The following is a 19,940-nucleotide window of genomic DNA, read 5'->3' as shown; positions in this document are numbered from 1 at the left end:
GGCATAGGTCGACCCTCCAGAAACTCTGTAAGGCGATGGTAGAAAGAGATGCTTGTCTTGGTCAGAGCAAGTTCGTATAGAATCAAACGAACTTTACTGCCAGAGAGACCAGTAAAATGCAGGCTCAGCGCGCAGTGATCGCCGCTATCGAGTTCCAGCCGGGTGTGCCGCTGGTGCAGCAGATCGTCGATCAGTTGTCGGTGGCAATCACCAAGGGCGGCCTGCCCCACGGCTCAAGGCTGCCACCGATCCGCGAACTCTCCGACCTGATGCATGTGGGCAAGTCCACGGTGGTCGACGCCCTCGACCGCTTGCGCGCCAAGGGCCTGGTGGTGTCACGCCAGGGCTCGGGGCATTACGTGCACCGTTCCAGCACCACCCTCCAGGCCAGCGCCGGCCCCGACCTGCTGCCCCAGGACACCCTCAGCGTAGTGCGTCGCGCGGTGCTGCTGGACAATGGCGCGCTGCGCCCGGGGGCCGGTTTCCTGCCGTCCTCCTGGTTGCCTGCCGAAGAATTGCTCAAAGCCGTGCGCGGCACCCTTCGCGCCACCACGCTGCGCATGGGTGAATACGGTAATGCCAGCGGTTACCTGCCACTGCGCCAGGCCTTGCGGGTGAAGATGGCGACCCTGGGCATCGAAGCGCCGGTGGAGCAGATCATCACCACCGCCAACACCGTACAAGCCATCGACATGCTGATGCGCCTGCTGGTCAAACCCGGCGACACGGTGCTGCTCGATGACCCCTGTTACTTCACGATGCACACCAATCTGGCCTGGCACGGCGCCAAGGTCATCACCATCCGCCGCGATTGCGACGGTATGGACCTTGATGCCCTCGAGCAGTTGCTGATCGCCCACCGCCCCGTGCTGTACATGACCAACAATGCCCTGCACAACCCGACCGGGCACTCGTTCACCTCGGCGCAGGTCTACCGCTTGCTGGAGTTGAGCCATCGCTACAATTTCCACATCCTCGAAGACGATTTGTACTGCGACATGCAGCAACGCCGCACGCCGCGCCTGGCCGCGAGCGGGCTGGACAACGTGTCCTACGTCTCGGGGTTCTCCAAGACCCTGACCGCCAACAGCCGCGTCAGCTTCGCGGTGCTGTCCCCGCAACTGGCAGCGCGGATGGTGACCCTGAAAATGGCCTGCGGCGGCATGACCTCGGAAATGGCCGAGCAGATCATCTGCACCATGCTCAGCGATGGCAGCTACGCCAAGCACATGCGCCGCACGGTGGACCGGCTCTACGAGTCGAACAGCCGGGTGGCGGCGTGGCTGGGCGAAGCCGGGTGTTCGGTGTCGTCGCTGCCAGGGGAAGGGTTGTACATCTGGACACGATTGCCCAATGGGTTCGATGCCGAAACCCTGGCCAGAAAGGGCCTGGAAATCGACCTGGTGCTGGCGCCGGGGACCATGCTCAGCAAGGCGGCGGATGGCAATCAGTTTCTGCGCTTCAATGTGGCGCACAGTGACCACGTGCAGGTGCGGGAGCGGTTTTTCCGCTTGCTGGACAAATCACACAAATAACCGACCACCACCCATCCCTGTGGGAGCGGGCTTCCCCGCGATGGGGCCGTCACATCCAGCATCAATGTCGCCTGACACACCGCCATCGCGGGCAAGCCCGCTCCCACAGGGGTTTGCGGTGCCCAATCCCATCCCCGCAAGCACAAGGCCACGATTGTGCATTCCGATATCCACACGCTAACTTCGACCCGTCGCTGCCAATTCAGCGACCGGGCCTGATAACCCGGGTAAGATACGGGCGCACAAGCGCCACCAATCACGATTGCCGGCGCTTTTTTGTGTCTGCACATTCGTGTAATGGCGGCTGTGCGTGGGAGACCTTCGGGTCTGCCGGGTTCCTGTATCTCCGGTTTATCAGCCTGCGCACAGCTGCCACCCACTCGCCTGATAACGAACGTGGTAGCTCTCAACTCGATATGGGAGCTTTACTCATAATGCTATTGGTCTGTCCGCTTCAAACGTCATTCACCACCTACCAACCAGCAGGAGGTGAAGCCCAATGACCATTCCCCAAGATCTGAAAACCATCGGCCTCACCCCCTTCTCCTATCACGCCAACGAACCACTGTTTCGCATCAACGCCGGTGTCCCGGTCATCTCTGCCCTCTCCCACGCCTCCGACCTGCTCCACCTCGCCAAACTGCTTGCCTCAGACGCCGCCATGGTCCGCGACTCCGACCGACATGCCTGGGCCTCGCACTTTCTGCAGGACATGAGCAAGGCAATCATCGATGACGTGGTGAAAGTGCTCGATGCACCGTGCAGCAACCGCGCATAAATGAAAAAGCCCCGGGTTTCTTTCGAAACTCGGGGCTTTTCAAGTGTTCGCTAAGCTCGATCAAACCACTGCCAGTCGATCAACCATATCCGGGAATTTCTCCACCAATCTGATCAACAAGGCTGCCTGTGCATTAGGCTTCGACTTTTCCTGTTCCCAGTTTCTCAAAGTACTGGGGCTGGTTCGAATCCGCTTGGCAAAAACGGCCTGGGACATGTGTAACTTTTCCCGTAACGCGACGATTTCTTGCGCCCCTACCTCGGGGGCCGGAATATCCTCCACCGTCGTATTGCGCAACGTAATCTTGCCTTCGCGTTGAGCCGCCATCTCATCAACGCCCTGCATCAACTCTGCAAACAGGTCGCGTTTTTTCATGGGGTACCTCGTTTTTTCAACTCTGCTTCTATGGCTTTCTTGAGCGCCTTCTCTTGCTCGGCAGTCAAATTCTCAAGCTCATCTTTGTCATAAATTGCAAACATCCAGAACTGACCATCATTCATAAGCCAATAATAGATAACCCGCAAGCCACCTCGCTTGCCTTTACCTCGACGCCCATCCGCCCAACGCAGTTTCCGGAAACCGCCTGTTCGAGGCATCACGTCCCCCGCTTGCGGATAGAGCTGCATATGGGTTTGCAGCGCTCGATACTCATCGTCCGTCAGATAGTTTCCAACGGTCGCTGTGAAGGATGTGGTTTCGAAGAATACGGTTCGCATGCGCAAACTATAGGCAAGTTGCCTATAGTCAGGCAAGCAGCGGATCATCTTCCTGACGAACCGTCTTTTCGAATCCCTATTCCCAGATCCAACAAAAAGCCCCGCTCTTCTCTCGAAGGCGGGGCTTTTCGGTGCAGCTCTGAATCTTAAGGCGCGTACGTCAGCAGCAGCTCGGTCGGCACTTTGAAGTCCAGGGACATCATCACGCTCAACGCGGTAATGGTGAAGATCGAGAACACGAACAGCTTGCGTGCCCAGACCGTGTCATCCACTGCCTTGTAGCCGGTCCAGGCCATGTACAACCAGTACATGCCCATGGCCGCGGCCACGGCGAGGTAGCTCATGCCGGCGTAGCCGCTGAAGGTCAGCATCAAGGTCGCCACGAGGAAGGCCAGGATGTAGAGCAGGATGTGCTTCTTGGCCACCTGGATGCCGCGCTTCACTGGCAGCACCGGAATCGATGCGGCCAAGTAATCGTTGAAGCGGAAGATCGCGATGGCGTAGGAATGCGGCATCTGCCACAGGCTGAACATCACCAGCAGGGTCAGCGCGGCCATGTCGAAGGTGTTGCTGACTGCGACATAGCCGATCACCGGCGGCATGGCGCCCGACAGACTGCCCACCAGCGTGCCGTGAACCGACTTGCGCTTGAGGTACAGGCTGTAGAAGCCGACGTAGATCACGAAGCCGATCACGGCGAACAAAGCGGCCAACGGGTTGGCCACCTTGTACAACAACGCAACGCCGAGAACACCCAGGACGGTCGCATAGATCAGAGCCAGTTTCAGGGAGATGAGGCCCTGGACCAGCACCCGGTTCTTGGTGCGTTCCATCTTGATGTCGATGTCGCGGTCGATGCAGTTGTTGAACACGCAACCGGAGGCGACGACCAGGGAAGTGCCGATCATGGCTGCCAGAAACACGGCCAGATCGACATGCCCTTTCGAGGCCAGGAAGAACCCGCCTGCCACAGAAAGCACGTTACCGAAAATGATCCCCGGTTTGGTGATTTGGATAAAGTGCTTGAGCGACATCGGGTCTACCTCACTTCGCCATCATGTACGTGTGGATGCTGAACATGATCCACAGCGACAGGCCAACCAGCAGCACGATCACGATGGCCGTAAAGACGAAAGCGATCACGTTGTTACGCTGAGCGATGGAACGGTCCAGGTGCAGGAAGTAATACAGGTGAACGATCACCTGGATCACTGCGAACAGCAGAACGATTGCCAGCGTGGTGGCCTTCGGCAGGCTCGGGTACATCACCAGACCGAACGGGATGACGGTCAGGATCACCGACAGGATGAAGCCGATGGCGTACGACTTTACGCTGCCGTGGCCAGCATCATGGCTGTCATGGGAGTGTGCATTAGCCATTACAGGGTCCCCATCAGGTAGACAACGGTGAAGACGCAGATCCAGACCACGTCCAGGAAGTGCCAGAACAGGCTCAGGCAACTCAGGCGAGTCTTGTTGGTCGACGTCAGGCCCTTTTTCTGCACCTGATACATCATGATCGCCATCCAGATCAAACCGGCGGACACGTGCAGACCGTGAGTACCGACCAGGGTAAAGAACGCGGACAGGAAGCCTGAACGGCTAGGGCCGTAGCCTTCGGAGATCAAGATGTGGAACTCGTTGATCTCCATCGCGATAAAGCCTGCGCCCAACAGGAAGGTCATGCCCAGCCAGGTCAGCACCGCCTTCTTGTTGCCCTTGTACAACGCCAGCATGGCGAAGCCGTAGGTGATCGAACTGAACAGCAGCAGAGCTGTTTCGCCCAGTACGTATGGCAGTTCGAAGATGTCGTGGCCCGACGGGCCACCCGCTACGTTGTTAACCAGTACCGCGTATACCGCGAAGATCGACGCAAACAGAATGCAGTCGGTCATCAGGTAGAGCCAGAAACCGTATACGGTCATCTCGCCCGAGTCGTGGTGGTGGTCATCGTGCCCATGGTCACCATGGGCGTGTCCAACATTGGTCACTAAGTTCGACATGGTTTAAGCCTGTTCCAACGAGGTTTCAACACGGGTGGCGGTGGCCGGGATTTTCCCTGCCGCTACCAGACGCTTGTGCTGCTCGGCTTCGATGCGCTCGATCGTTTCAACCGGGACCATATAGCCCTGGTCGTCACGTGCAGCGTGGATCACGAAGTAGGCGACAGTGCCTACCAGGCTCGCGATTGCCAGCCACCAGATGTGCCAGATCATCGCGAAACCGAACACGGTCAGCAGAGCGCCCATGACCACACCGGTAGCGGTGTTGTTTGGCATGTGGATCGGCTCGTACCTGGCCGGAGCCTTGTACGCGGTGCCGTTTTCCTTGGCTTCGGTGAACGGGTCGATGCAGTCAGCCTTGGGCAGCACGGCAAAGTTGTAGAACGGAGGTGGCGACGAGGTCGACCATTCCAGAGTGTGGGCATTCCACGGGTCACCGTGTTCGCACATGTTCTCTGGCTTGTTGCGGTCACGCACACTGACGTACAGCTGGATCAGTTGGCAGGCGATACCGAAGGCGATCATCACCGCACCGAACATGGCGACGTACAGGTACGGCACCCACTCAGGGTTGGTGGTGGCGTTCAGACGACGGGTCATGCCCATGAAACCCAGTGCATAGAGCGGCATGAACGCGACGAAGAAGCCCGAGATCCAGAACCAGAACGCTGCTTTACCCCAGCCTTCGTGCAGCTTGAAGCCGAACGCTTTCGGGAAGTAGAACGCGAAACCTGCGATGTAGCCGAATACCGCGCCGCCGATGATCACGTTGTGGAAGTGCGCGATCACGAACAGGCTGTTGTGCAGGACGAAGTCAGCACCCGGGATGGCCAGCAGTACGCCGGTCATGCCGCCGATGGCGAAGGTCACCATGAAGCCCAGGGTCCACAGCACCTGGCTGGTGAAACGCAGACGACCCTGGTAGATGGTGAACAGCCAGTTGAACAGTTTCACACCCGTCGGGATGGAAATCAGCATCGTCGCCAGACCGAAGAAGGCGTTGACGCTGGCACCCGAACCCATGGTGAAGAAGTGGTGCAGCCAAACCATGAAGCCCAGTACCGAGATCGCGCCCGAGGCGTAGATCATCGAGTGGTGGCCGAACAGTTTCTTGCCGGTGAACGCCGAGATCACTTCCGAGAAGATGCCGAATGCCGGCAGGATCAGGATGTAAACCTCAGGGTGGCCCCAGGCCCAGAACAGGTTGACGTACATCATTGGATTGCCACCAAGTTCATTGGTGAAAATGTGGAAATCCATGTAACGGTCGAGGGTCAGCAGTGCCAGGGTAGCGGTCAGGATCGGGAACGAAGCCACGATCAGCACGTTTGCCCAGGTGCAGGTCCAGGTGAAGATCGGCATGTCCATCAGCTTCATGCCAGGGGTACGCATTTTCAGCACGGTGGCGAGGAAGTTAACCCCCGTCAGCGTCGTACCTAACCCGGATAGCTGTAGCGCCCAGATGTAGTAGTCCATCCCCACGCCAGGGCTGTACTGCAGGCCCGACAGCGGCGGATAGGCAACCCAACCGGTCTTGGCGAATTCGCCGACGCCCAGGGACAGGTTGATCAGCACCACGCCGGAAACCAGCAGCCAGAAGCTCAGGGAGTTCAGGAACGGGAAGGCAACGTCACGCGCGCCGATCTGCAGCGGCACTGCAAGGTTCATCAGGCCGGTGAAGAATGGCATCGCCATGAAGATGATCATGATCACACCGTGGGCGGTGAAGATCTGGTCATAGTGTTCAGGTGGCAGGTAGCCAGGCGAACCCTCGGTGGCCATGGCCAGCTGGGTACGCATCATGATGGCGTCGGCAAAGCCGCGCAGCAGCATGACCATGGCGACGATGATGTACATCACGCCGATTTTCTTGTGGTCGACCGAAGTCAGCCACTCGGTCCACAGATAGGTCCACTTCTTGAAATAAGTGATACCCGCGAACAGTGCCAGACCACCGAGCGCGATCATGGCGATGGTCACCATCACGATCGGCTCGTGGAACGGCACCGCTTCCCAACTTAATTTACCAAACATCGTTTACTCCTCTGCCCCGGCAGCTGAATGCGAGTTCATGTCCGTAGCGGCCACTTCTTTCTCTTTCTTCTCGTGCTTGACCTTAGGACCAGGTTTCATGCCTTCGTACTTGTCGACGATGATCTGGAACAGGTTCGGCGTCACCGAGGAGTAGAGCTCGACTGGGTTGTTCTGGCTCTGCTTGGAAAGGGCTGCGTATTCAGCTTGTTCAAGCTGTTTAGGTGCCTTTTTGACTTCACTTACCCAGGCGTCGAAATCTTCCTGGGAAGTTGCGATCGCTTTGAATTTCATACCGGTGAAACCGGCACCGCTGTAGTTGGCAGAGATGCCGTCCATTTCAGCGTTGCGGTCGGCGATCAGGTGCATTCTGGTCTGCATGCCCGCCATCGCGTAGATCTGGCCGCCCAGGCCCGGGATGAAGAACGAGTTCATCACGGCGTCGGAGGTGATCTTGAAGTTGATTGGCGTGTGCGCCGGGAACACGATCTTGTTGACCGTGGCAATGCCTTGTTCCGGGTAGATGAACAGCCACTTCCAGTCCAGCGCGACCACTTCGATGGTCACAGGCTTCACGTCGGATTCGATCGGACGGTACGGGTCCAGCTCGTGGGTCGACTTGTAGGTGATGTAACCCAGGGCAATGATGATCAACACCGGAACAGTCCACACCGCGATCTCGATCTTGGTGGAGTGGTTCCATTTAGGCGTGTAGGTCGCCTTGGTGTTGGACGCGCGGTATTTCCAGGCGAACAGGAAGGTCATCACGATGACCGGCACCACGACCAACAGCATCAGCAGCGTGGCGGTGATGATCAGGTTTCGCTGTTCCAGGCCAACCTGGCCCGTGGGATTGAGCAAGGTCATGTTGCAGCCTCCCAGCAACAACGTGCCGAGCAGCGGCAATAAGCCTAGTAGTCTGGGGTACCTGTTTTTACTCATCTCACGACCTCTAAAGCAGCTTGCGCAATGCAGTTGGGTTTTGATCGCCAACACTTCACCCTGCCAAGGGTTGGCATTTTTCTTGGATTGAATAAGGGCTTGCCCGTCGAGCGTCAGAGGCGTTTCGACAAATCCTGGGCCAGCGGTGAGTTCTTATTCGAATTCGTGGTCAAAGGCCTTGTTACAGCCCAATTCCATTTGGTGCGGATAGTTGGAGGCACCGACACCTGGGCGTCACATGAGGCCAAAAGGCCTCTCGACACCCTCGTGCCACTCATGCACCAGAGCCTGGGTGAGCAGTGCCGGGAATTCAGTGCGGGCGATTGTAGATATGTAGCGTTTTATAAACCATGTCTTATCCCGAAATAATTTTTATCCCTGACCGCAACAATCCTGACTCAATTGTGTAAAAGTGGCGCATCTTATCGAAATTGATTCTCAACAAAAACACCAAAAATAGTAGGGCTACCACCCTCGATTCAGACAGCCTTAGAGGCTCGAACACGGTGCCAAACCCAGCCCTAGCCCCGGTATGACAAGGGCTCTGGCAAATCGCCACAACCTGTTAAAACTGTCTGTTCCCGATTGACCCCGCAAATATCAGGCGACGCTCAAACACGCCAATTTCATTGCAGGACGCCACACCAATCCAACCCTCGAAAGCGCCGTGCGACACTCGCGATGTGACAACATGTCGCACATTTGTCGCACCCCTCGTTGCCGCTCGTCACGGTCTTTTCACCAGACCCCGGAAATGCAAAAACGCCCCGGCCCTCTCATCGAGGACCGGGGCGTTTCGGGTCTATCAGCGCAGCGACTTGCGATTGCGCAGCGTCAACAACGGCACCAGTACCACCACCAGCACGAAGGCCACCAGCGCCCACTGCGCCAGGGACAAGCCCAGGATCGGCGGGTACGGCGTGGAGCAGAAACCGTCGACCTGGAAGCCCAGCGGGAAGATCTTCGCCAGCGGCAAGCCATCGACTATCGGTTGCAGCACATCGATGCCACAACTGACGGCCGGATAGAACTGCGTATAGACGTGATGGCCCGCCACCCCGACGCCGGCCAGGGCACAAATGACCACCAGGGTTTCCAGCACCGTGATGCTGCGACGGGTGCGCATGGCCGCACCGATGAACGCGAAGAGCGCGATCAACAACAGTGCATAACGCTGCAGGATGCACAACGGGCACGGCGCCTCGCCCAACACCACCTGCATGTACAGCGCACCGCCGATCAGCGCCAGGCAGATGATGCCCAACAGCACCAGGTAGCGCCGTTCACGGCCCAGACGCATCGTTTCCTCGCTCATCGTGTTTCCCTTTTGACTATCGATTGCCCGCCAGTTTACACGCTGGCCTTGACCTTTGAGAGGGCTGGAGCGCACTGGCGGATTGTGGGGAAATAGACGACAGGCCGGTTAAGACGGGATTAACCCTGACGACCCCGGCCCCTCGAACTCGGCCTGCAACAACTTCACAAAGGCCTCGCGAGCCGGGTGCCGGCCCGCGCTTTCGTGCCAGTAAAAGAGGTTGTCGATGCTCGTCAGTTCCGGGAACTCATAGCCCTGGCAACCTGCGCTAAGACCATACTGCTCGTAGATTCCCCGGGGCACCAGCGCGACGCCGGCACCAGCGCTGACACAGCCAACGATGGTGCCGTAGCTGGCGATGCTGACAATCGGCTGCACCTGGTCATGGCGCAACAGCCACTGTTCCAGCGCGAAGCGGTACGGGCAACCCGGGGGCCACATGAAAATCGCCTTGCCCTGCAGGTCCGCCGCCTTGCGCAAAGGCCCATGGGAGGCGGATGCGATGAGAATCAGGTCTTCGCGGTACATCACTTCCCGCTGCAGTCCCGGGCGATCAACGTTGACCGCCACGAACGCCCCATCCAGCCGACGATGCTGGGTGTCGTCGAGTAATTGAGCCCAGGTTCCGGTGCTCAACTCCAGCATCACCTGTGGATAAAGCTCGTGGTACTTGGCCAGTAACCTGGGCAATCGCCCCGTGGCACTGGATTCGATGGCACCAATGCGCAGAGGACCGCTAGGCGCACTGCCGGGTGCCAACGCCCTGCGCGCCTCTTCGGCTAGGCCAAGAATTTTCGTCGTGTACTCAAGAAACACCTCCCCGGCGGGGGTGATTCGCAATCCTCGGCCGTCGCGAGAAAACAGCGGCGTACCGAGTTCACGCTCCAGGGACTTGAGGCGCGCGGTGATATTGGACGGCACACAGTGCAGCGCCTCGGCCGCGCGCGCGATGCTGCCCAGGTGATGAACCGTGTTGAACATGCGCAGTTGGGACAGTTCCATAGCTCAGCCAAAGTGAATACTTAAGTCAGTTTAAGTCACTTGTAGTGAATTCATAGGGTTTTGATAATTCGAGTGTCGGCATTGCATTACGCCTTTTTCCGCCGGACACAGAGGAAGCCTTATGGATTTTGTTCTACGCCGCCTCGCCGAAAGGCCTGGCGTAAAAATCGCCCTGGCGACGGTTTTCGTGATCCTCTGCTGGGCCTACTCCCCCATTGGCATCCGCATCGGGTTAGGGGCTTACGAGCCGGGTCATCTGGCGCTGATCCGCTTTCTCATCGCCTCGACGTTCATGGCCGGGGTGGCGTTAGTAAAGGGTATTTCCCTGCCTCGCCTGAAAGATCTGCCACTGTTGGTTTTGCTGGGATTTTTTGCTGTCAGCCTGCACCACATCGCCCTCAACTTCGGCCAACGAGGCGTCAGCGCCGGCGCGGCCAGTGTGCTTGCGCAATCCACGCCGCTGTTCAGCACGATACTGGCGCATTTCGTGTTCAAGGACCGGGTCAACAGCTGGCAGTGGATCTGTGTGCTGTGCGGCCTGCTCGGTGCGGGGGTGGTGGTGACGGGTGATCGTGGCTTTGGAGAACTGGATGCGCACGGCTTGCTGATCCTGCTGGCGGCCTTGTCCTGGAGTCTCTATTTCGCCCTGCAAAAACGCCATTCCCATCGCTACGACGGGCTGACGATGGTGTGTTACACCATCTGGTCGGGCACCACATTATTACTGGTGTATGCACCGGGCTTGTGGAGCGAAGTGCAGAACGCCTCGGTGTCGGCCAACCTGGCGGTGCTTATCCTGGGTATTTTCCCCAGTGCCCTTGCGTACCTCGCCTGGGCCTACGTACTGACTCACAGTAACGTGAGTCGCGCTTCAATTTCGCTTTACCTGATACCGCCCACGGCCATGCTGATGGCCTCGGTGGTTCTGGCTGAGCGCCCGTCGATCATGGTCATCAGTGGGATGGTCATCGTGCTGGCGAGCGTACTGGCGCTCAATCTGCAGCCATCGAGAAGCTGCAATGCAGTGGGGCCTTCGCGAGAAAGCCCCGAGAACAATTGATCACTCGCCGTAGATATCAGACTTGAAGTACTGCTGCGAAATCTTCTGGTACTCGCCGCTGGCGCGTATGCCGTCGATCGCGGTGTTCAGCTCCGAGACCAGCTCGGTGTTGCCCTTGCGGACCGCAATCCCGGCGCCCTCGCCCACGTATTTCGGGTCCTTGAGCTCTGGGCCGACAAAGGCGTAGCCCTTGCCACGGGGCATCGACAGGAAGTCGTTGAGGGGAATGGTGTCGGCGAAGATGGCATCGAGGCGGCCCGCCGCCAGGTCCATGTAGATCTCTTCGTTGTTGCTGTAGCGCTTGACGTTGACGCCCATGGGTTCGAAGACTTCGGTCGCGTAGCGGTCGGTGGTGGTCGCCCGTTGCACGCCCACGGTCTTGCCCTTGAGGCTGGCGTATTGGTCATCTACGACCGCGCCTTCCTTCATGACCAGGCGCGACGAGGTGAAGTAATATTTGTGGGTGAAATCCACCGACTTCTTGCGGTCTTCGTTGATGGTCATCGACGACAGGGCCATGTCGATCTTCTTCACCTTAAGGGAAGGAATCAGGCCGTCGAACTCGCCCTCGACCCACACACACTTGACCTTCATCTGCGCGCACAGGGCATTGCCGATGTCGTAGTCGAAGCCCGCGATCTCGCCTTTGTCGGTCTTGGAGGCGAATGGTGGGTAGGCCGCTTCGATACCGATGCGCAGGGTTTTCTCGGCGGCAAACAGGGTGCTGCACGCCAACAGGCTCAGGGCCAGACCGGTGATGAGGGGGAGTTTCTTCATGTTCGTTCTCTCGCGGGTTGTTGTTGGTTTGGCAAGACGAAGAAGAGCAGTTCCAAGCTTGAAGCTCGGAGCTTGAAGCTGTTTTTATACTTGGAATTCCATACTGGACTTTTATGTATTTGGCGTCAATCGGGTAAATGGGTGGCGTGCCGGCCGATGGTCGGGTGGTCAATCAAGCGGTTCTTGGGTGAAGCGGATGGCCTCTTCGCGAGCAAGCCCGCTCCCACAGGGGTCTGTGTCGTACACAGAGTTTGTGTTCACTGAAGATCACTGTGGGAGCGGGCTTGCTCGCGAAGACTGACTAAAAAACGCCGCAGGAATTACCGCTTCCAGCGATCCGCCGCCGCATGATCACTATCGCGCCCCTCGACCCAACGCGGCCCATCGCTGGTGTTTTCCTTTTTCCAGAACGGGGCGCGGGTTTTCAGGTAGTCCATGACAAAGGCGCAGGCGTCGAAGGCCGCCTGGCGGTGGGCGCTGGCGGCGCCGACGAAGACGATGGGCTCGCCGGGCTCCAGGGCCCCGATGCGATGCAGCACTTCCAGCTTGAGCAAGGGCCAGCGCTGCTCGGCCTCGGTGGCGATCTTGCCGAGGGCTTTTTCGGTCATGCCCGGATAATGTTCGAGGAACATCCCGGCGACATCCAGGCCGTCATTGAAGTCGCGAACGTAGCCGACGAAACTCACCACCGCGCCGACGCCGACATTGGCATCGTGCATGGCGTTGACTTCGGTACCAGGGTCGAACGCGGTCGATTGCACGCGAATGGCCATGGCTCAGCCCCCGGTCACGGTGGGGAAAAACGCCACTTCATCGCCATCGCTGACCGGTTCGTCGAGCTGGCACAGGTCTTCGTTGCGCGCGCACATCAGGTTCTGCTCGCTCAAGACTTCGGCGCCGTCGCGCTGGGCCAGCAATGCGCGTACGTCGTCGACGGTGGCGAAGTCGCCCTCGACCTTTACCGCATCGACGCCCAGCGCTTCGCGGTAACGGGCAAAAAATTTCACGGTGACGTTCATGGCTGCTCCGCCTGGAAATGCCCGCTCTTGCCGCCGACCTTCTCCAGCAGGCGCACGCTTTCGATGGTCATGCCGCGATCCACGGCCTTGCACATGTCATAGATGGTCAGGGCGGCGACGCTGGCGGCGGTCAGGGCCTCCATCTCGACACCGGTCTGCCCGGACAACTTGCAGCACGCGACGATGCGCACGCTGTCCTCGCCTTCGGCACTGAGTTCGACCTTGACCCCGGTCAGCATCAACGGATGGCACAGCGGAATCAGGTCGCTGGTCTTTTTCGCCGCCTGGATGCCGGCAATGCGGGCCACGGCGAACACGTCGCCCTTGGGGTGACCGCCACTGACGATCATTTGCAAGGTTTCGGGCAGCATGCGCACCAGCGCCTGGGCCGTGGCCTCACGGAAGGTCACGTCTTTTTCGGTGACGTCGACCATGTTGGCGCGGCCTTGGGAATCGAGATGAGTCAGCACGGGGTTACTCCTGATCAGGAGTTTCGATTGTAAACCTGTGGGTCAGATTTCCGCACGCCAGATTATCGGATGGCCGCATTCCTGTAGGAGCTGGCTTGCCAGCGATGAGGGCCTTGAATTCAATGCAAGCTTCAAGGCCCCCTTCGCTGGCAAGCCAGCTCCTACAAGGTTTTTGTCGGCCATAAAAAACCGGGCGGCTTTGGGGCCGCCCGGTTTTGGGTGAAGGTTACAGATGCGATTCGGCGTATTCGGCCAGGATCGAACGTGGCACCCCTTGCAGGGTGATGTGCACCCCGTTCGGGAAGTCCTTGAAGCGTTCAGTCAGATAGGTCAGCCCGGAGCTGGTCGCGGACAGGTAAGGGGTGTCGATCTGTGCCAGGTTGCCCAGGCACACTACTTTTGAACCGGCGCCGGCACGGGTGATGATGGTTTTCATCTGGTGCGGCGTGAGGTTCTGGCATTCGTCGATCAGGATCAGGCTCTGTTGGAAGCTGCGGCCCCGGATGTAGTTGAGGGATTTGAACTGCAACGGCACTTTGCTGAGGATGTAGTCGACGCTGCCATGGGTGCTTTCGTCATCCATGTGCAAGGCTTCGAGGTTGTCGGTGATGGCGCCCAGCCAAGGCTCCATTTTTTCCGCTTCGGTGCCGGGCAGGAAACCGATCTCCTGGTCCAGGCCTTGCACGCTGCGGGTGGCGATGATGCGGCGGTAGCGCTTGCTGACCATCGTCTGTTCAATGGCCGCGGCCAGCGCGAGGATGGTTTTACCCGAGCCTGCGGCACCGGACAGGTTGACCAGGTGGATGTCCGGATCGAGCAAGGCATACAGCGCCAGGCTCTGATAGATGTCCCGCGGCTTGAGGCCCCAGGCTTCCTGGTGCAGCAGCGGTTCCTGGTGCAGGTCCAGGATCAGCAGCTTGTCCTCCTCGATCTCCTTGATCCAGCCAACGAACCCCTGCTCGTCGATGATGAACTCGTTGATATGCACTGCGGGCAGATTGTCGATCAGCTGTACCTGATGCCAGGTGCGGCCGTGGTCCTGGCGGGTTTCGACCTTGCTCACGCGGTCCCAGAAGGAGCCGGTCATGTTGTGGTAGCCATTAGGCAGCAGCGATACGTCGTCGACCAGTTGGTCGGTGCTGTAGTCCTCGGCCGCGATCCCGCAGGCGCGGGCCTTGAGACGCATGTTGATGTCTTTGGTGACCAGCACCACGGGCTTCTGTGGGTCCCGCGCGTGCAGGTCGATCAATTGGTTGATGATTTTGTTGTCGTTCAGGTGCTCGGGCAGAATCAGGTTCGGCTCGGCGTGCTTGCTCATCAGAATTGACAGCAAGCCCTTGGGTCCGCTCTTGCCCCGCTGGATCGGCACACCCTGCTCGACGTCCTCGGGTGAGGCATCGCCCAGGGTCTTGTCGATCAGCCGGATGGCCTGGCGGCATTCGGCGGCAACGCTGTGATGCCCGCTCTTGAGCTTGTCGAGTTCCTCAAGCACGGTCATCGGGATCGCGACGTGGTGTTCTTCGAAGTTAAGCAGCGCGTTTGGATCGTGAATCAATACGTTGGTATCGAGTACATAAAGGATTGGCTGGTTGGAAGAAGAGCTACGTCCGTGATCATCCATACTCGGTCACCTTTGTGGGAGCCAGTCGACGCAATACCTTGGCGGTGCTGCGCCTCGAAGTGACTACCGAATACACCTGCGGGGACTCAAGTGTTCTGCATACATGCGGGTCTTGGGAGACGCCACCTGTGTTGCAGGTTTCGGCGGTCTGTCTTCGTAATACTCCAAAACCCATGACAGAAAAAAGTACTTTGACGCTTTTTTGAAGTTTATTTTTCAGAATGACCAATAACACTTGGCGGACTGCCATCACCCGTTTACAGTCGGAAGTCAACCTGCAGCAAAATCACCTCTAAAATCGCCTTTCACCCAATGTTTACGGGCTTTGGCGGTTTTCAGCGAAATCCCTCCTGACAGTCTTCCCACCCGATCCCGCTTTGCGCCGTTTGTGTGATCAGCCAGGGCAACGCCGTTTTCACCCCCTCCTGCTTCACATTGAAATTGATCACCCCGTGGCGCCATAGCAGCATCAGGGTCAGCACCCGTTGCGCACTCTGGCTGCCCTTGAGCTTGCCCGCACCGTCCTGGGCATCGATATCCCACAGGGCGACCTGCAAGCCCTGGGCCTTGAAGAAAGCGGCGGCGTCGGCGCGGCGCTGGCCATCGGGCGGGCGAAACAGCGGCACGAAGTTCTCCGGCAGCTTGCTTTTGGCCAGCTCGACGCTGCGGCGTACCGAGTCCTGCCAGTCCTGCCAGTGGCTGTGGGAGCGAAATTCCCAGCCCTGCACGCCGATGCACTGGGTTGACCAGGTCGACTGCAGGCTGGCCACCGAGCGCTCGTTTAAACGGGCCTGGAGGTCCTTGCCGAGCACGAAGAAGGTGCCACTGAGGTTGGCCTTGCGCAGGTACTCGGCAATCCAGTCGGTATTGTCCGGCGTGGCATTGGCGGCGCTGTCGAAGGTCATTAGAAACAGCCGATCATGCATGCCGTCGCCATTGCGTTCATAGTCGCCAAAACGATCGACTTCGCTGCTGGTTTGCGGGAACAGCGCCGCCTTGCGCAGTTGCTCATCCAGGTACTGGGTGTGGAACAGGCGACTCGGCTCGGACCATCGGGTGTAGTAGCTGTCCTCGCTGAGCTGGAACTTGCCGGCCTGCTCGCGCAAGGTGGCCATGTCCTCGACCAGGAAACAGAAGGAGGCGTCCTGGTCGCAACTCTGCTGAGCGAAGTTGTAGTTGGCCAGCAGGCGTTGCCACAGGCGCTGGCGAACCCGATTGACCGACTCCAGGTTGATGGTGCGCAAGCCAAGGCGTTGCGCCAGCGCCGCCTCGTCCAGGGCTTCACTGGCCAGCAGCACCCGGGCGAACATGAGGATTTCGGCCCGCGAGGCGACATCGAACAGGGTCGGGTTGTCGAGTTTTTCCGGCCAGGTGCTGCGATCCAGCGTTGCTACTTCACCGGGTGCCGCGATGGCGCCGAAGCTAAATAGCCAGATCGAGATGAGAAAAACGATGCGCAATGGGAAGTCTCCATAACCGGGCCCGGGCGGCACTATATCGCGGGGAGATCAAAAGATCGCAGCCTCGCTCCGCGAGACAGCTCCTACAGGGGGGGCTGTTCCGAGTTCAAGCCAACCCGCTCCCGGGTACGGTCCATTTTCAAGCCAACCCGGTCCCGTAGGAGCTGTCTCGCGAAGCGAGGCTGCGATCTTGTCCCATGACGCCACCGATCACCTATCGCACCGATAGCTGGAGTCAACACGGTCAACCCCCTAGAATCGCCGCCACGATTAAAGGAGACGACTTCATGCTGACGGTGATTTCCCCCGCCAAGACCCTCGATTACGAAACGCCGCCGGCGACCCAGCGCTTTACCCAGCCGCAATACCTCGACCATTCCCAGGAGCTGATCCTGCAGCTGCGCGAGCTGACCCCGGCGCAGATCAGCGAACTGATGCACGTTTCCGACAAGATCGGCGGGCTCAACGCCGCCCGCTTCGGCAGCTGGACACCCGCCTTCACCCCGGCCAACGCCAAGCAGGCCTTGCTGGCGTTCAAGGGCGACGTCTACACCGGGCTCAATGCGCAAACTTTCAGCGAAGCCGACTTCGACTACGCCCAGCAACATCTGCGCATGCTCTCCGGCCTGTATGGCCTGCTGCGTCCCCTCGACCTGATGCAGCCGTACCGTCTGGAAATGGGCACCAAACTGGCCAATGCCCGGGGCAAGGACCTGTATGCCTTCTGGGGTACGCGGATCAGCGAATGGCTGAACGAAGCCCTGGCCGACCAGGGCGATGACGTGCTGCTCAACCTGGCGTCCAACGAGTATTTCTCGGCGGTCAAGCGCAGCGCCTTGAACGCACGCATCATCAACACCGAGTTCAAGGACCTGAAGAACGGTCAGTACAAGATCATCAGCTTCTACGCGAAAAAGGCCCGGGGCATGATGAGCCGCTTCGTCATCGAAGAACGCATCAACGACCCGCAAGCCCTCAAGCAGTTCGATGTTCAGGGCTATCGCTACAGCGCCGAACAGTCTAAACCGGACAACCTGGTGTTCCTGCGCGACCACGCACCAGAGTAAATCAACGGGTCGGCGCACGACCTTCCAACTCCCCTCGTGCGCCCCCACTGATCCCCTCGAAATCCCTCGCTTTTTTCGTCATTTTTATGACGCCAAAATACCACCTGTCAATTTTCTAACTTTAGTTTCACTCGACTTCGATCATTTTTTTCAGTAGTGGCACCGAAAAAAATTATCGATAGTGGCAAAAAACTATCCCCTCCAATAATCCGCCTATATATAAAGGGCGAAACGGCAAGTGCTATCAATTTGAGAGCAGTGCCATCTTTGACAATATTTCAAGAAATTTCAGATTTCGTGATGAGCGGGCCGGAACTATGTCCAGATGCACCGCTCATACCACCGGTAACGATTCTCGCCGTGGATGTACGAGATAACTTACGCAGATCAGGGAACCATGTAGTGAAGTTGCAATACTAACTTCCACTGACTAACCCCCTGATTTGGGCAACACCAGAACGCACAGGAGATACGCACCATTAATATCCCCTGCAAGGCCAAGGCCGCGTCCCTATAAACGTGCCCACCCGGGCACCAAAACGCTTGATCTACGGGCTTTCGGCCTGACATCGAGCGTGCAGGAACATTGCACGAACTTCTTCTGAACAGAGGACGCGCTGCATAACAGGGCAAGTCATAACAACAAGGCCTAGTTGCGCACACCTTGAGTGCACTTATTTAGACACTCGGAACTTTTATGCCAGCACGCGGTATTGTCGCGCCTGCCAGGCGTAACTTCCGCGTGCACTATAACCGCTGAACACCATTAACTCCGGCCATCTAATGGCTTGATCAACACTGAGGTAAATGCGATGCGCATCAGCATATTTGGTTTGGGTTACGTAGGCGCTGTCTGTGCCGGCTGCCTGTCTGCACGGGGCCATGACGTCGTTGGCGTCGATGTTGCCAAAGACAAGATCGATATGATCAATGCCGGCAAATCGCCGATTGTTGAACCAGGCCTGGGCGAACTTCTGGCCCAGGGTATCCAGACCGGTCGCCTGCGTGGCACCACCAACTTCGCCGAGGCCATTCGCGACACCGACCTGTCGATGATCTGCGTCGGTACGCCGAGCAAGAAGAACGGCGATCTGGAACTGAACTACATCGAAGCCGTGTGCCGCGAGATCGGTTTTGTCCTGCGTGACAAGACCACCCGCCACACCATCGTGGTTCGCAGCACCGTGCTGCCAGGTACCGTGGCCAACGTGGTGATCCCGATTCTCGAAGACTGCTCCGGCAAGAAGGCCGGCGTCGATTTCGGTGTTGCCGTGAACCCTGAGTTCCTGCGCGAAAGCACCGCCATCGCCGACTACGACCAGCCGCCAATGACCGTCATCGGCGAGTTCGACAAGGCCTCGGGCGACGTTCTGCAATCGCTGTACGAAGAACTCGACGCACCGATCATCCGCAAGGACATCGCCGTTGCCGAAATGATCAAGTACACCTGCAACGTGTGGCACGCCACCAAGGTGACCTTCGCCAACGAGATCGGCAACATCGCCAAGGCCGTCGGCGTCGATGGTCGTGAAGTGATGGACGTGGTCTGCCAGGACAAGACCCTGAACCTGTCCCAGTACTACATGCGCCCGGGCTTCGCCTTCGGCGGCTCGTGCCTGCCCAAAGACGTGCGCGCCCTGACCTACCGCGCCGGGTCCCTGGATGTGGAAGCACCGCTGCTCAACTCGCTGATGCGCAGTAACGAGTCCCAGGTGCAGAACGCCTTCGACATCGTTTCCAGCCACGACAAACGCAAAGTCGCCCTGCTGGGCCTGAGCTTCAAGGCCGGCACCGACGACCTGCGCGAAAGCCCGCTGGTGGATCTGGCGGAAATGCTGATCGGCAAGGGCTACGACCTGAGCATCTACGACAGCAACGTCGAATACGCCCGCGTTCACGGCGCGAACAAGGACTACATCGAGTCGAAGATCCCCCACGTCTCGTCCTTGCTCAACGCCGACTTCGACGAAGTGATCAACAACTCCGACGTGATCATCCTCGGCAACCGTGACGAGAAATTCCGCGCCCTGGTGCAGAACGTTCCACACGGCAAGCAGGTGATCGACCTGGTCGGCTTCATGTCCAAGGCCACCAGCGTGACTGGCCGGACTGAAGGCATCTGCTGGTAACGCGGTATCTGTAGG

General features: G+C 58.6%; 20 protein-coding genes. 5 read left to right on the top strand and 15 right to left on the bottom strand.

Going from position 1 to position 19,940, the window contains the following annotated elements:
* The first annotated feature begins 116 nt into the window (after positions 1-116).
* Together SOP95_RS01365 and SOP95_RS01360 are read left to right on the top strand one after the other, a co-directional pair.
* Positions 117-1,535, top strand: coding sequence for an aminotransferase-like domain-containing protein (locus SOP95_RS01365; RefSeq protein ID WP_323605639.1), 1,419 nt, complete (start codon positions 117-119; stop codon positions 1,533-1,535).
* A gap of 499 nt (positions 1,536-2,034) precedes the next feature.
* Positions 2,035-2,313 (top strand): DUF3077 domain-containing protein, encoded by a 279-nt coding sequence (locus tag SOP95_RS01360; RefSeq protein ID WP_323605637.1) that lies wholly within the window; start codon positions 2,035-2,037, stop codon positions 2,311-2,313.
* A gap of 60 nt (positions 2,314-2,373) precedes the next feature.
* On the opposite strand, the gene SOP95_RS01355 is transcribed toward SOP95_RS01360, so the two are convergent.
* From SOP95_RS01355 to SOP95_RS01315, 9 genes are all read right to left on the bottom strand, one after another.
* On the bottom strand, positions 2,374-2,688 hold the full coding sequence (locus SOP95_RS01355; protein WP_008060552.1) for a helix-turn-helix domain-containing protein: 315 nt from the start codon (positions 2,686-2,688) through the stop codon (positions 2,374-2,376).
* Complete coding sequence (locus SOP95_RS01350) at positions 2,685-3,029, bottom strand: toxin (RefSeq protein WP_323605635.1); 345 nt, start codon at positions 3,027-3,029, stop codon at positions 2,685-2,687. The genes SOP95_RS01355 and SOP95_RS01350 overlap by 4 nt, the downstream gene beginning before the upstream one ends.
* Before the next feature lie 146 nt (positions 3,030-3,175).
* Complete coding sequence (cyoE, locus tag SOP95_RS01345) at positions 3,176-4,063, bottom strand: heme o synthase (RefSeq protein ID WP_274073912.1); 888 nt, start codon at positions 4,061-4,063, stop codon at positions 3,176-3,178.
* A 10-nt stretch (positions 4,064-4,073) separates the two neighbouring features.
* Entirely contained in the window at positions 4,074-4,409 is a 336-nt protein-coding gene (gene cyoD, locus SOP95_RS01340) for a cytochrome o ubiquinol oxidase subunit IV (RefSeq protein ID WP_007916940.1), read from the bottom strand.
* Positions 4,409-5,032 carry a cytochrome o ubiquinol oxidase subunit III gene (locus tag SOP95_RS01335; protein WP_033038499.1) on the bottom strand — a complete coding sequence of 208 codons (624 nt, stop codon included), beginning with the start codon at positions 5,030-5,032 and terminating at the stop codon, positions 4,409-4,411. Before SOP95_RS01335 ends, cyoD begins: the two co-directional genes overlap by 1 nt.
* 3 nt (positions 5,033-5,035) lie before the next feature.
* Positions 5,036-7,066, bottom strand: a complete 2,031-nt coding sequence (gene cyoB, locus SOP95_RS01330; RefSeq protein ID WP_274073913.1) for a cytochrome o ubiquinol oxidase subunit I — start codon at positions 7,064-7,066, stop codon at positions 5,036-5,038.
* A 3-nt stretch (positions 7,067-7,069) separates the two neighbouring features.
* The gene (gene cyoA, locus SOP95_RS01325; protein ID WP_046820452.1) at positions 7,070-8,005 is read right to left on the bottom strand and encodes a ubiquinol oxidase subunit II; all 936 of its coding nucleotides are present in this window, start codon (positions 8,003-8,005) and stop codon (positions 7,070-7,072) included.
* 805 nt (positions 8,006-8,810) lie between these two features.
* The gene (locus SOP95_RS01320) at positions 8,811-9,320 is read right to left on the bottom strand and encodes a disulfide bond formation protein B (RefSeq protein ID WP_274073914.1); all 510 of its coding nucleotides are present in this window, start codon (positions 9,318-9,320) and stop codon (positions 8,811-8,813) included.
* A 108-nt stretch (positions 9,321-9,428) separates the two neighbouring features.
* Complete coding sequence (locus SOP95_RS01315; RefSeq protein WP_323605631.1) at positions 9,429-10,322, bottom strand: LysR family transcriptional regulator; 894 nt, start codon at positions 10,320-10,322, stop codon at positions 9,429-9,431.
* A 121-nt stretch (positions 10,323-10,443) separates the two neighbouring features.
* Here SOP95_RS01315 and SOP95_RS01310 point away from each other — a divergent pair, with 121 nt between their 5' ends.
* On the top strand, positions 10,444-11,382 hold the full coding sequence (locus SOP95_RS01310) for a DMT family transporter (protein WP_323605629.1): 939 nt from the start codon (positions 10,444-10,446) through the stop codon (positions 11,380-11,382).
* Here the strand turns inward: SOP95_RS01310 and SOP95_RS01305 are convergent, their stop codons facing one another.
* The 6 genes from SOP95_RS01305 to SOP95_RS01280 all read right to left on the bottom strand — a co-directional run bounded on the left by SOP95_RS01305 (position 11,383) and on the right by SOP95_RS01280 (position 16,729).
* Positions 11,383-12,159 carry an ABC transporter substrate-binding protein gene (locus SOP95_RS01305; protein ID WP_323605628.1) on the bottom strand — a complete coding sequence of 259 codons (777 nt, stop codon included), beginning with the start codon at positions 12,157-12,159 and terminating at the stop codon, positions 11,383-11,385. It lies immediately after the preceding gene.
* Between the two features lie 320 nt (positions 12,160-12,479).
* Positions 12,480-12,932: a molybdopterin synthase catalytic subunit MoaE gene (gene moaE / locus SOP95_RS01300; protein ID WP_323605627.1), complete on the bottom strand. Its 453-nt coding sequence runs from the start codon at positions 12,930-12,932 to the stop codon at positions 12,480-12,482.
* Positions 12,933-12,935: 3 nt separating this feature from the next.
* Entirely contained in the window at positions 12,936-13,178 is a 243-nt protein-coding gene (moaD, locus tag SOP95_RS01295; RefSeq protein ID WP_046820459.1) for a molybdopterin converting factor subunit 1, read from the bottom strand.
* Positions 13,175-13,648 (bottom strand): cyclic pyranopterin monophosphate synthase MoaC, encoded by a 474-nt coding sequence (gene moaC / locus SOP95_RS01290; RefSeq protein WP_323605626.1) that lies wholly within the window; start codon positions 13,646-13,648, stop codon positions 13,175-13,177. The genes moaD and moaC overlap by 4 nt, the downstream gene beginning before the upstream one ends.
* Before the next feature lie 226 nt (positions 13,649-13,874).
* Positions 13,875-15,269, bottom strand: coding sequence for a PhoH family protein (locus SOP95_RS01285; RefSeq protein ID WP_046820461.1), 1,395 nt, complete (start codon positions 15,267-15,269; stop codon positions 13,875-13,877).
* Between the two features lie 335 nt (positions 15,270-15,604).
* Positions 15,605-16,729 carry a polysaccharide deacetylase family protein gene (locus tag SOP95_RS01280; RefSeq protein ID WP_274073920.1) on the bottom strand — a complete coding sequence of 375 codons (1,125 nt, stop codon included), beginning with the start codon at positions 16,727-16,729 and terminating at the stop codon, positions 15,605-15,607.
* 287 nt (positions 16,730-17,016) lie between these two features.
* Between SOP95_RS01280 and yaaA the strand changes: the two genes are divergently transcribed.
* Together yaaA and SOP95_RS01270 are read left to right on the top strand one after the other, a co-directional pair.
* A complete protein-coding gene (gene yaaA / locus SOP95_RS01275; protein ID WP_274073921.1) occupies positions 17,017-17,796 on the top strand; it encodes a peroxide stress protein YaaA in 780 nt (259 codons plus the stop codon).
* An 812-nt stretch (positions 17,797-18,608) separates the two neighbouring features.
* Positions 18,609-19,925, top strand: coding sequence for a nucleotide sugar dehydrogenase (locus SOP95_RS01270; protein WP_274073922.1), 1,317 nt, complete (start codon positions 18,609-18,611; stop codon positions 19,923-19,925).
* The last annotated feature ends 15 nt before the right edge of the window (positions 19,926-19,940 follow it).

This window comes from Pseudomonas sp. YuFO8 (assembly GCF_035065025.1).
Lineage (GTDB): Bacteria > Pseudomonadota > Gammaproteobacteria > Pseudomonadales > Pseudomonadaceae > Aquipseudomonas > Aquipseudomonas putida_AE.
This window is presented reverse-complemented; position numbering and strand designations above follow the sequence as displayed.